Annotated in this window: 11 protein-coding genes; 6 read left to right on the top strand and 5 right to left on the bottom strand. The window is 34.2% G+C overall.

Annotated elements, in window-relative coordinates; all coding sequences use genetic code 11:
- The 3 genes from WBQ70_RS00940 to WBQ70_RS00930 form a co-directional block, all read left to right on the top strand.
- The coding region (locus WBQ70_RS00940) for an enoyl-CoA hydratase/isomerase family protein (protein WP_423909283.1) at positions 1–764 on the top strand (764 nt) is incomplete at its 5' end.
- A 10-nt stretch (positions 765–774) separates the two neighbouring features.
- Positions 775–2,229, top strand: coding sequence for an aldehyde dehydrogenase family protein (locus WBQ70_RS00935; RefSeq protein ID WP_423909281.1), 1,455 nt, complete (start codon positions 775–777; stop codon positions 2,227–2,229).
- Between the two features lie 68 nt (positions 2,230–2,297).
- Positions 2,298–3,329: an L-rhamnose/proton symporter RhaT gene (locus tag WBQ70_RS00930; protein ID WP_423909278.1), complete on the top strand. Its 1,032-nt coding sequence runs from the start codon at positions 2,298–2,300 to the stop codon at positions 3,327–3,329.
- A gap of 517 nt (positions 3,330–3,846) precedes the next feature.
- On the opposite strand, the gene WBQ70_RS00925 is transcribed toward WBQ70_RS00930, so the two are convergent.
- A complete protein-coding gene (locus tag WBQ70_RS00925) occupies positions 3,847–5,304 on the bottom strand; it encodes an AAA family ATPase (protein ID WP_423909275.1) in 1,458 nt (485 codons plus the stop codon).
- 71 nt (positions 5,305–5,375) lie between these two features.
- Positions 5,376–6,494 (bottom strand): vWA domain-containing protein, encoded by a 1,119-nt coding sequence (locus WBQ70_RS00920; protein WP_423909272.1) that lies wholly within the window; start codon positions 6,492–6,494, stop codon positions 5,376–5,378.
- 380 nt (positions 6,495–6,874) lie between these two features.
- Between WBQ70_RS00920 and WBQ70_RS00915 the strand changes: the two genes are divergently transcribed.
- The 3 genes from WBQ70_RS00915 (at position 6,875) to WBQ70_RS00905 (ending at position 8,164) form a co-directional block, all read left to right on the top strand.
- Positions 6,875–7,633 carry a DUF4339 domain-containing protein gene (locus tag WBQ70_RS00915; RefSeq protein WP_423909270.1) on the top strand — a complete coding sequence of 253 codons (759 nt, stop codon included), beginning with the start codon at positions 6,875–6,877 and terminating at the stop codon, positions 7,631–7,633.
- 137 nt (positions 7,634–7,770) lie between these two features.
- The gene (locus tag WBQ70_RS00910) at positions 7,771–7,923 is read left to right on the top strand and encodes a hypothetical protein (RefSeq protein ID WP_423909267.1); all 153 of its coding nucleotides are present in this window, start codon (positions 7,771–7,773) and stop codon (positions 7,921–7,923) included.
- Positions 7,924–7,936: 13 nt separating this feature from the next.
- Complete coding sequence (locus tag WBQ70_RS00905; RefSeq protein ID WP_423909265.1) at positions 7,937–8,164, top strand: hypothetical protein; 228 nt, start codon at positions 7,937–7,939, stop codon at positions 8,162–8,164.
- Positions 8,165–8,269: 105 nt separating this feature from the next.
- Here WBQ70_RS00905 and WBQ70_RS00900 read toward each other — a convergent pair whose 3' ends face one another.
- From WBQ70_RS00900 to WBQ70_RS00890, 3 genes are all read right to left on the bottom strand, one after another.
- Positions 8,270–9,067: an alpha/beta hydrolase gene (locus WBQ70_RS00900; RefSeq protein WP_423909262.1), complete on the bottom strand. Its 798-nt coding sequence runs from the start codon at positions 9,065–9,067 to the stop codon at positions 8,270–8,272.
- Between the two features lie 188 nt (positions 9,068–9,255).
- Positions 9,256–11,757: a glycoside hydrolase family 2 TIM barrel-domain containing protein gene (locus WBQ70_RS00895; RefSeq protein WP_423909259.1), complete on the bottom strand. Its 2,502-nt coding sequence runs from the start codon at positions 11,755–11,757 to the stop codon at positions 9,256–9,258.
- A 29-nt stretch (positions 11,758–11,786) separates the two neighbouring features.
- Positions 11,787–12,213: family 16 glycosylhydrolase (locus WBQ70_RS00890; protein WP_423909256.1), on the bottom strand; the 427-nt coding region annotated here is incomplete at its 5' end.

The following is a 12,213-nucleotide window of genomic DNA, read 5'->3' as shown; positions in this document are numbered from 1 at the left end:
CAATTATATTTACCCAAAAGGGAGCACTGGCAACTATAACCTTAAATAAGCCACCAGCGAATAGTTATGATATACATTTTTTAACCTTACTATCGGATACAATTCAAAATGTAAATGATGACGATACCATAAAAGTGGTACTCATTAATACAAATTCAGAAAAATTTTTTTGTGCCGGAGCAGATATCAAAGTATTTGGTACCAATACAACGGAACAAAACCAAGAAATGGTAGTTGTAGCTAGAAGTGTTTGTGAACACATAACCAAAAGCAGTAAAATATTTATTGCCGCTATCAAAGGACATGCCCTTGGTGGAGGATTAGAACTAGCTATGGCTTGTGATATCCGTTTAGCTGCCGAAGGAAAATACCTGATTGGTTTGCCTGAAATAAAACTGGGACTGATTCCTGGAAATGGAGGAACGGTACGTTTAATTAATCTAATCGGTGCCAGTAGAGCTATGGAATTATTGGTTACTGGAAATACAATTAATGCTTTGACTGCGCATCATTACGGACTTATAAATCAATTATATAGTGTAGATAATTTTGAAACAGAAGTTTTTAATTATTGTAATCAATTAGCGCTAGGTGCCGGAAAAGCAATGGCAAGTATCAAGAAATTTGCAATAGAATACCAAGGAATGAATGAACAAGATGCATTAGACCTTGAAACAGCTTTGGTAACTCCATTATATGATACCGAAGATGGAAAAGAAGGTTTTAAGGCCTTTATCGAAAAAAGAACACCCAATTTTAAATAATACTATGATTATGAACCAAAACATCCAAAACTATAAATGTTATATTAACGGCGAATGGCTGGATACCGCTGCAAGAGATACAATTAAAGTAGAAAATCCGGCAAACCAAGAAGTTTTTGCAACCGTAACGGCTTGTACTAAAGAAGATGTGCAGTACGCACTTGAAACTTCTGAAAAAGCCCAATTAGCTTGGCAATTGACACCTGCACATCAAAGAGCTTTGTACTTATTTGAAATTGCCAAAAAACTAAAAGAGGAACGCGATCATTTTGCTAAATTATTAGTTCTAGAACAAGGAAAAACATTTACAGAAGCACAAGGAGAAGTTGATGGAACGATTCAATATCTCACCTACAACGCCGAGGCTGCCCGCCGAATCCAAGGTGCTATTTTTCCATCAGAAGGAAAAAATGAGCATTTAGCAATCTACAAAGTACCTTATGGAGTAACGGTAGGTTTATGTGCTTTTAATTTTCCTTTGGCTTTAATAGGACGTAAAGTAGGACCTGCACTCGTGACAGGTAATACAATGATTATCAAACCACACGAGTTAACACCAGTTACGGCATCGGAATTTTGTCGTTTAGTACATGAGGCAGGTGTCCCTAAAGGTGTTATCAATATGGTGGTGACACAAAATGCCGAAGCAGCTTCATTATTAGTAGAAAGTCCTATAACCAAATTAATCAGTCTTACAGGTAGCACAAGAGCAGGTAAAGGAATTTATAAAGCTGCTGCTAATAATGTAACAGCACTGACCTTAGAACTTGGTGGAAAAGCTCCTTTCATTGTTTGTGATGATGCTGATATTGAAAAAGCCGTTGAAGCCGCTGCAATCTCTCGTTATGCAAATTGTGGACAAGTATGTATTTGCAACGAAATGGTCATGGTAGATGAAAAAATTGCTGATGAATTCACTGATAAATTAATCAAAAGAGTGCAACAAATCAAAGTTGGTGACCCATTTGATGCTTCCGTTAACATGGGACCGGGAGTAAGCACATTGGGATTAGAACGCATTGATGGGATGGTTAAAGAAAATATCAAACAGGGTGCTGAACTAGTGCTTGGAGGAAAACGTCCTGATGGTGCCTTTTTCGAAAAAGGGAATTGGTATGAACCCACAATTCTTACGAATGTACAAAACGATCATGTAACGATGAAAGAAGAGGTTTTTGGTCCTGTGTTGCCTATTATGAAAGTCTCTGGTTTTGACGAAGCATTAGCACTTACTAATACCCGTGAAGAAGGACTATCTGCTTATTTATATACAGATAATTACAAACGCCATATGAAAGCTATTGACCAGATGCAAGTAGGAACTATTTTTATAAACAGAGCCATTGTAGGATACATTCAAGGATACCACTCAGGACATAAAACCTCAGGTATTGGTGGTGAAGATGGTATTTATGGTATTGAAGGTTTCTTGCAAAAAAGAACCATCTATATGGATTATAACTAAGAAATAACACCTATTGATACTTCAATTATCGCCAAACAAAAATTTTAAACAATTTTAAACATAAAAATATGGGAATTGGAATTTTTTGGGTCTTAGTGGCTGCTGTAATGCTTGGATTTTATGCCTTGCCAAGCAAATTTGTACAAAACTATGCCATTGAAAACACTTGGGGTGTATTTTGGTTACTGGCTATGCTTATTGTCCCCGTTTTTGCCACAACTTTTTTAGTTGATGGTTTAAGTGCAACTTATGCTCAAGTACCTACGACTGTATTTATCTACATTTTACTTTTAAGTCTGTTGTGGGGAGTTGGAAACTTAATGTGGGGAATCAGTATATCTAAAATAGGTATGGCATTGGGGTTTTCACTATTGATAGGTGTAGGAACTCTAGTAGGCTCGCTCCTCCCCTTTCTTATGGGAGATTTTCAAAAGATATTTACGCCTGGAGGTCTTTTTATCTTGTTTGGAATATTTATCATTATGCTTGGTATTATCGCAAATGGAAAAGCGGGCTTACTACGTGAAACTTTTGAGAATCAAACGGATCAAACCATAAATAACACCAAAAATATGCGCACAGGAATCATTATGTGTATTTTAGGTGGTATTTGCGCTGCTGGTTTTAACCTTTCCTACTACGTAGCCGATAGCGTGGGACTTATTGGCCAAATTTCGCAAGAACAATATGGGAACCCCGCTTGGATTGCCCGATTGGCTGTAATGCTTCCTTCTTTTATCGGTAGTGGAATTATCACGATAACGTATTTTATAATTCAATTAAATAAAAATAAAAGTTGGAGTAATTTCCAACAGATTGAAAGTACTAAAAATATTGTACTTATAGCCATTATGGCTGTGGTGTATTGTACTTCATTAATCATTTATGGTTTGGGCGCTTTTATGCTTGGTTCCCTAGGGACTTCGGTAGGTTTTGCTGTTTTTCAAACAGGCTGTATTATGGTAGCCAATATGATTGGGATAGCAACGGGTGAATGGAAAAATGCAGGCTCAAAAAGCAAAAACTGGTTACTTTTAGGTCTTATAATCATGGCATTAGGTATCGTTATTATAGCTTATGGCAATTCGAAAATGAGTTAACTTAATTTTAGTTAAATATTTTAGTTAATCAAAGCCGTGAGAAATCACGGCTTTTTGTTTTCAAGTAATGAGTTCGATTTAATGTTGTACTTTAAATTCATATAAAAATATAAGATTTTGTTTCTTTTTGTATTTATCAAATTATTTAATCTTTTGACTTCATAGCCTTTTAAACTTTTGACATACTTATATTAGCTTTTTACTACTAAATATTATAAGGTACTTTTAAACCAGCTTCTCCCTGTTTCTCGTTTTTATTCTTCTAGCTATACAATGATATAAGCAATGATGCTGTCTAACGAAAGGAAACTATCTAGAAAATAGAAATAGAGAAAAGGCTACTAATGATTTATTCTCAACAGCTGTATCAAGAGCTAGACAACCAATAGATTTTTTAAAATTAAATAATTCAAAGGGCAAGCATAATCAGATTTAATAGAGGTTTGCATGTCCATCTTTTGGGAAACTAACTTACGCCTTTATAAATCTAACTTTTTTCTCCCTTGGTTGGCATAGTTTATAATTTACTAATATAACTACCATAAATATCCTTAAACTGATAGCCTTCAATAATGCGGTCTTTGCTTATTTTTTTATACTCTACCATTGCCCACAATACAAATTCTTTCATAAAATAGATATCTTCAGGTGTCAAATCGGGTTGGTACTTTTTTATTAATTTTTCAAGTGGCACAATGGAATCTAGGATTTCTTGATAATCTGCATTAGTCGTATCATCCAGCAATTCAAAACCGCTTTCTACAAAAAACCATTCAATCAAATCAGTATATGTAGTTTTTTCGTCTAGTTTTTCCAATTTTTCAATCTTAGGGAAATACCCAGGGAAAAGCGTGTATATGGCTGAACCTAATAAAATTTGTGCTACAGAAGCTGCTCCCTCTTGCTCTCCTTCATAAACCAACTCTACTTTACCTGTAATTGAAGGAATGATTCCCATAAAATCCGAAAGACGTACCGTAGTTTTTTCTTCGTTATTACGTAAGGCTCTACGCTCGGCAGTGCTCAATAAGTTTTCAAAAGCCGTTATACTCATCCTTGCACTAACACCGCTTTTATGATCGATATACTCACTTTCGCGGGCTTCAAAACTAATTTGTTCTAACAAATTCCTTGCTAATGATGGAACATACACCATCTCCGATTGATTAGTGTCTAACTTGGCTTCTTGTTCTGTAATCATTCTTGCAATTTTGACAGATTCTGGATAATGAGTTAAAATTTGCGAACCTATTCTATCTTTCAACGGTGTTACAATACTTCCTCTATTGGTATAATCCTCAGGGTTAGCCGTAAAAACAAACTGCATATCTAATGGCATTCTAACCTTAAACCCTCGTATCTGAATGTCTCCTTCTTGCAAAATATTAAACAATGCTACTTGAATTCGGGCTTGTAAATCTGGTAATTCATTAATTACAAAAATACAACGATTTGCTCTTGGAATCATCCCAAAATGAATCACGCGATCATCAGCGTACGATAATTTTAAATTCGCTGCTTTGATGGGATCAACATCACCAATCAAGTCGGCTACGGTAACATCAGGTGTCGCTAATTTTTCAAAAAAACGTTCAGAACGGTGCAACCACACAATAGGAGTAGCATCTCCTTTTTCAGTAATTAAATTTTGGGCAAAACGAGAAATAGGTTGCAACGGATCATCATTAATTTCTGACCCCGCTACATAAGGAATATACTCATCAAGTAATTCAGTCATTTTACGGGCCAATCGCGTTTTTGCCTGTCCACGAAGCCCAAGTAAGTTAATATTGTGACGAGACAAAATAGCACGTTCTAATTCTGGAATCACAGTGTTTTCAAATCCATGTACTCCTTCAAAAACAGGTTTTCCTGCCTGTATTTTAGCTTTTAAATTCGACCTTAATTCATCTTTGATACTTTTTGTTATGTATCCTGATTTTTTTAATTCACCTAATGTCTTTATAGTATTCATCGATTTATTTATTGTAATTGATTTATTTTATTTTTGCCAATATGATAACTGACAAACCGTGACTAAATACGTTATTTAATACGTTTCTTTCTATTCGTTTCATAATCTTCAAAAATCATTTCCCCTAAACCTTTTAATCCTGTATAAAATGCTTTTCCCTGATTTGCTTCGGTAAACTTATTGACAAATTTTTGCAAATAAGGATCTGATGCAATCATAAAGGTGGTGATAGGAATATGCAGTTTTCTAGCTTGTTGGGCTTGATTATAACATTTATCCACGATGTATTCATCCAGTCCATTACTATTCATATAATAAGAGCCATCACGTTCTATTACACAACTGGGTTTTCCATCCGTAATCATAAAAATTTGTTTATTAGTATTGCGTTTTCTACGTAACATATCCATTGCCAATTGTAATCCAGCCACTGTATTGGTATGAAATGGACCTACCTTTAGGTATGGTAAATCTTTGATAGCAATTGGCCAAGCATCATTCCCAAAAACCAGAATATCTAATGTGTCTTTTGGATAGCGAGTCGTAATCAATTCTGCTAGAGCCATCGCCACCTTTTTAGCAGGTGTAATGCGGTCTTCTCCATACAATATCATACTATGACTAATATCAATCATCAATACGGTACTCATTTGAGATTTATGCTGTGTATCCTCAACCACCAAGTCACTCTCCATCAACCTAAATTCGTCTGCACCATGATTGATTTGTGCATTACGCAAACTCTCCGTTAATGAAATACGCTCTAGACCATCCCCAAAATGAAATTCCCTAAAGTCTCCCGTATGTTCGTCTCCATTACCCACATGTTTTGTTTTGTGATTCCCTGATCCTGATCTTTTCAAATTACCAAAAATCTGTTCCAAAGCTTGCTGTCTAATTGCTCGCTCCGTCTTAGCTGTTATTCCTAATCCTGAGCTACCATCCTCTTTCACTTCATCTTTGATATACCCTTTTTTCTTTAAATCTTCGATAAAATCATCAATCGTATACTGTTCGTCAGTTAATTTATATTCTTTATCTAATTCTCTCAACCAACTAATAGCTTCATCAAAATCTCCCGAAGTATGCGTGATCAATTCCTTAAAAATCCCAAAGAGTTTATCAAACGGAGATTCCTCTGGAGCAGCGTATTGCTTAAAATAAAACCCTTTTTTAGTTACATTTTCCATAGAACTTAAAATTACGTCTTTTTAAAACAGCCTCTTCGCAAACGATTATTAATTTTTAGTTAAAAGAAACAATAAGGCTGTCCGGGCAGGCTATCCACTACAAGTCCGCAGGAACCAGGCTATAAAACATAACCCCAAAATGAGCTTCCGTTGGTCGCTATTTTAGGGTTTGTTTTATAAAAAGCCTTTTTCCTTTGCGGGCTTTTCGTTACTATCCTTGACAGAAACAAAGTGCTCTCTTCAACAGCATATAACTAATCAACAAACCCTATTAGATCCTATTACTAAAAAAAAAACAAATAAGCTTCCTATTTTATTTTTATTAAATCCAGAATCAATTAGTTTTGTATTTTTAAGACTCAAAACAACAACAAAACAAAATGAACACTTATTATATCCATAACGGAATTGAAAGCAGTGGTCCTTTCACAATAGAGGAATTAAAGCAAAAACAAATTTCTGCTTCTACTCCTGTATGGTGTCAAGGAATGGCTGATTGGCAAACCGTTGCTGAGGTCGAAGAATTAAAAAATTTAATAGCAGTTGTCCCTCCTCCCATAAAACAAAGCGATTCTCCTTCCTTATTTATTCAAAATATAAAAATAGAAGAACCAGCAACAAATGAACCATTTGAAGAAAAACCGCTAAAAAGCAAACGCATTTTTGGTTTAAAGAAAAGTGTCTTTTTCTTAATCAGTATTCTAGTTGTTTTGATTATTGCGAGCTTATTTCTAGGTTTTTATCAAAAAAACAGAAGAGCCAAATTAGAATTAAGAAACGAACAAACGGAAAAAAACAATATTCAATACCGTTTACAACAAAAAGAAATTGATGAAAAGAAAATTCAACTAGCTGTTCAAGAAAAAATTGAAGCTGATCGTATTTTAAACAATAAAAAAGAAACACTCAAAGACAAGCTTTTTGCAAATCAAGAGTTACTTATTACCGCAAATACTAACTTTGAAAATGCTAAAAAGAAACTAGCTGATGTTTCTGAATTTAAATTTTTTAGATCCTCAGAGGAACGTGCAGAACAAATTGATCAAGCTCAAAACGAAATTATTTATTGGAAAAAAGAAATCGAAAAAGTCACTAATGAAAGTGATGTATTGAAATTAGAATTAGAAAAAATACATTAACAAAAAATGGAATTACAATATACGCATAACAATGAGTGGCGTTTATTTTTTACATAAAATAGTATAGTTTAAATCATAATAACGAGATTTGTACCTAACTAATAAAAGTCAGTTGATTAAGTAGACAAGATGTAATTATGGGAAGAAATAATGAACGAAATATTAAAAAGCACAATGACAAATTGCACAAAGCACAAGATAAAGTCAAGCAGGCAGCTATTATTCGTAAAGAAAAATTAAAAGAAATTACTAAAAAATTTAACGAAGATAAATTAAAAGAAAATCAATAAATTCATTAAAAAAATGGAAACAAACAAATTCATAACATTAAAAAACAATGTTCAGGAAATAATTGATTTAATCGCTACAAAAAATAATATAGAAGCAGGAAACAAATTAATAATTATAAGTGAACAATTAGACGAAATGTTAGATTTTGCTGAAGAAGATGATGATTTAATCGAGATTAGCAAATACCAAGTTTTATTAAATCAATTGTTTTTAAAAATAAACCCAATTATTGAAGACTAAGTTTAAGCAATTCAAATCTTGCAAAATAGTTCCCATTTCTTAAAAGCGTCTGATCTTAAAACTACAAAAAAAAGACTGACTCCAAAAGTAGAATCAGTCTTTCTGTTAATATTGATTAAAGAATAGCAAACTATCCTTAATATGTTCTTGCCAATAAGACCATTCATGAGCACCTTCAAATTCTTGATAACTGTGCTTGATGGCATTCTTTTTTAATTCGGTGTGTAAGGTTCTATTGTACTCTATAAGTAAATCATCTTTTCCACAATCAAAACGCAACGGCGGCAGATTTTCTTTATTTTTTAAAATTAAACTTAAAACATCTTCATTGATTGCATCGGCTTGATTGTAATTACTTTCATCTTCTTCAACAAATAAATGCATTTGGTTTTTATTAGTTATCGAAGAATGTCCTGAAATGGCTTTATAACGATTGGGGAATTTGGCTCCTAAACGCAAGGCTCCATAGCCACCCATAGAAAGTCCCGAGATAAATAATTTGGAATTTTCGCTAGTACAATCGATATTTTCTCTCACAGCATCAATGACATCCTCAACAATCCAGTTTTCGTAATGCGCATTATTATGCGACAAATAAGCGGAACCATCGCCCCATAATCCATCAGACGGCATAGCAATAACCATAGGCTCAATTAGTCCTTGCTCCATCATTTGTAAGGCGGTAAAATGAACTCCTGCTTTGTGGGCCCAAATCCATGCACTACCGTAAACACCGTGTAAAAGGGTGACAATAGGCAAATCTTTTACATCCTTCATAGGTGGAACAAAAACGCAGATATCTCCTCTACCGTTCAGATTTTTGGTTTTTATGGTGATGAAGCGGAGGTTATTGCTTTCGAATTCTGGGTTAGAGATTTCGGTGGTTTTGAATTTTGATTCCATATTTTACTTTAATAGCATTATTTTAAACAAGACGATTTTAGAAAGAACTAAACCATTATATATTGAAAGTCTGAAAGTTTAAGAGAATCAAATTTATTAACCACAAATTTCACTAATTATCACTAATTAATTTGTGTAAATTAGTGTAATTTGTGGTTGATTTTTAAAAAAAAATAAAACTTAATTTTCTACTTTACTTCCAGTTCAGCACTTGTTGCTTTCAAATTCTTAGTCGTTGTTGTAATGGTTACATTCCCTTTTTGAGTGGATTGTACAAAAACAACTGCTTGACCATTGAAGAATTTTCTTTTCGGCAACGATAAGTTTTGCATATTTACCGGATCTCCGTTTCCAGAAGCTAAAAATGTTCCTGCTCCACTGACTTCGATACTCATATCATCATTAAAATGTGGACATAAATTACCATCTTTATCTACTACTGAAACTACATATACTCCCACTTCTCCATTTTGAATGGTTTTGATTTCTGGTTGAATTTTAATATGATTAGGAGCTCCTGCAGTCACTCTTTTAGTCTCCGCTACTTTTTTATTGTTTTTATCGTAAGCTATAATTTTAGCTTCGCCTGGCTCATAAATTACATCGTCCCAGATAATAGCGTACGCTTTAAATAATTCCCAATTTCCCCCACCTGAAGCTTCTCTAGCAATATTGTCTCCTTCGAAATTTAATTTAGATAATGGTTGTTTGGATTTTACACCATAACTTTTTCCATTTACAAACAATTCGGCTTTATCATATGAAGTATAACACACTACAGGGAAAGATTTGACTTCCTCTTTATTCCATGTCCAATGTGGGAAAAAATGCAATACTTTTTCGTCTTTTTTCCATTGTGTTTGATACAGGTAGAATTTATCTTTTTCTAAACCTACAAAATCAACTGGTGCAAAATAAGAACTACGCGATTTAGCATCATGATAAGGTGATGGCTCTCCTAAATAATCATATCCAGTCCAAACGAATTCTCCATAAACAGAGGTGTTTTTTTCTTGAGCTGCAAATTCTTTGTATGCAGGATAGCCCCAAGGCACATTAGTCGTCTCATAATTACCTGGATGTCCATCAGGAAACACAATTGTATTTGCTGAATCCCCTCTCTTACCGTGAATAGTATCAAAAACAACTGGGAATTTGTAACTGTTACGCACACTTACAGACCCACCAGTTTCACTAGCAAAAAATTTCAAATTAGGATTTTGTTTACGAATCGCACCATAAATACCAGCCTTGTAATTAAAAGCAGCTACATCAACGGTAGATGCCATGCCACTATCAATAGCATTTTTAGCAGAGTTGAAACCTGCTGTTGTAGCACGAGTAGTATCTAATGTTTTTACAATTGCGTTTAAGTAAGCCGTTATTTTATTAGGATCATGTTTGTACTGCTCCATTATTTCGTTACCAATACTCCACATTATTATAGAGGGATGATTTCTATCTCTTAAAATCATATCCGTAAGATCCGTTTTTGCCCATTTGTCAAAATGAAGTCCGTAACCATTAATTACTTTCCCAATTTGCCATTCATCAAAAGCTTCATCAATCGCTAAAAGTCCCATTTCATCACAAACATCCAGCGCTTCTGGTGCTGGTGGATTGTGTGAAAAACGGATCGCATTCACTCCCATTTCTTTCATTTTTGTCATTTGTCTCACAAACAACTCTCTATGAAAAGCTGCCCCTACAGGTCCTAAATCATGGTGCATGTTAACCCCATTGAAACGTACTTTTTTATCATTTAAGTAGAAACCATCCACTTCATAACGAACAGAACGAATTCCGAAGGTCGTTACGTACTGGTCAATTTCTTTATTTCCTTGATAAACTGATGTTTTTAATTTGTATAAGTTCGGTGTTTCAAGACTCCATAAATTAGGCTTTGAAACTTCAAATTCTTCCAAAAATTTGGTTTTTGCACCAATTGTAATTTCCTTATTTTTTGAAGCAACTAGTTTTCCTTTTCCATCGATAATTTCATTTTTTACCGTATAAGTACCAGAACCTTCTAGTTCCAAATCTAGTTTTACGGTAGCTCTTTTTTTAGAAATTACAGGTGTTGTTACAAAGGTACCCCAAGTTTTAACATGGCTTGTATTGGTCTTGATAACTGAAACTTTACGGTACAAACCAGCACCTGGATACCAACGGGATTGACTGTTGTAATTTTCCAATCGTATGGCAATAGTATTGTTTCCTTCTTTTAAAAATTTAGTAATATCAAAGTAAAAGGAAATATATCCAAAAGGTCTTTCACCTACATACTGTCCATTAATGTATACTCTAGCGTTGCTCATGGCACCATCAAACAGCAATTGCACTTTTTCTTTTAAATCAGTTGCCGATATTGTATAATGGGTTCTATACCAGCCCACTCCCACATAAGGTAAAGCACCGCTACGTCCTGCACGGTATTTAGGTTTTGACTCTCCATCTTGGATTACCATGGTTAATTGCAAATCATTAGCAAAATCAAAATCGCCATGAACAGCCCAATCATGGGGTACGGTTACATTTTGCCAATCTTTATCATCAAAATTTTCTTGAAAAGAAGCCCCAGCATCATAATTGGTAAACTTCCATTTTTTTAGAAGCTCTACCGTTCTATTTTGCGCAACAGATAAACTGATTGCACAAAGAAGAAATAAAACGGATGTGTATTTTTTCATATTTTATAATTTTATTAAACCTTCAAGGTTTACTTTGTTACGTCAACTAGTTTGTAAGTTCGTATATAATCAATCAATGCAGTTCTGTCTTCTTTAGTTGCACTAGTTACTTTACCTCCATCTTTAGGAATTGGGTTCCAATCATAACTTTCGATAGAAAAATGTAAAAACATTTCTTGATCAAAATCAACAGGTGGTTTTAGTGTGTACACATATTTTCCGTCAAGGTAAAATAAGAGTTCTGTTGGACTTTTCCACCAACAACCATACGTATGAAATTCATCCGAATTTTTCGTTTCAGGATACATCATCGCTTGACTTCTTTCGGCTTTATTACATTGCGTTTCTCTATGAATGGTATTAGAGTGCATTATTTTATCCCATTTCTTACCCCATTCTTCGGCTAATGGTGAAACTACACCTATAGATTCGGTAATATCAATTTCATGTTTTTTA

The organism is Flavobacterium sp. (genome assembly GCF_049590715.1).
GTDB lineage: Bacteria > Bacteroidota > Bacteroidia > Flavobacteriales > Flavobacteriaceae > Flavobacterium.
The sequence above is the reverse complement of the archived record's forward strand: the minus strand, read 5'-3'. Positions and strand labels throughout refer to the sequence as shown.

Bases quoted from the DNA above. Each gene is read 5' to 3' on its own strand.
- WBQ70_RS00935 (WP_423909281.1), top strand. From the start codon at position 775: ATGAACCAAAACATCCAAAACTATAAATGTTATATTAACGGCGAATGG.
- WBQ70_RS00930 (WP_423909278.1), top strand. From the start codon at position 2,298: ATGGGAATTGGAATTTTTTGGGTCTTAGTGGCTGCTGTAATGCTTGGA.
- WBQ70_RS00925 (WP_423909275.1), bottom strand. From the start codon at position 5,304: ATGAATACTATAAAGACATTAGGTGAATTAAAAAAATCAGGATACATA.
- WBQ70_RS00920 (WP_423909272.1), bottom strand. From the start codon at position 6,494: ATGGAAAATGTAACTAAAAAAGGGTTTTATTTTAAGCAATACGCTGCT.
- WBQ70_RS00915 (WP_423909270.1), top strand. From the start codon at position 6,875: ATGAACACTTATTATATCCATAACGGAATTGAAAGCAGTGGTCCTTTC.
- WBQ70_RS00910 (WP_423909267.1), top strand. From the start codon at position 7,771: ATGGGAAGAAATAATGAACGAAATATTAAAAAGCACAATGACAAATTG.
- WBQ70_RS00905 (WP_423909265.1), top strand. From the start codon at position 7,937: ATGGAAACAAACAAATTCATAACATTAAAAAACAATGTTCAGGAAATA.
- WBQ70_RS00900 (WP_423909262.1), bottom strand. From the start codon at position 9,067: ATGGAATCAAAATTCAAAACCACCGAAATCTCTAACCCAGAATTCGAA.
- WBQ70_RS00895 (WP_423909259.1), bottom strand. From the start codon at position 11,757: ATGAAAAAATACACATCCGTTTTATTTCTTCTTTGTGCAATCAGTTTA.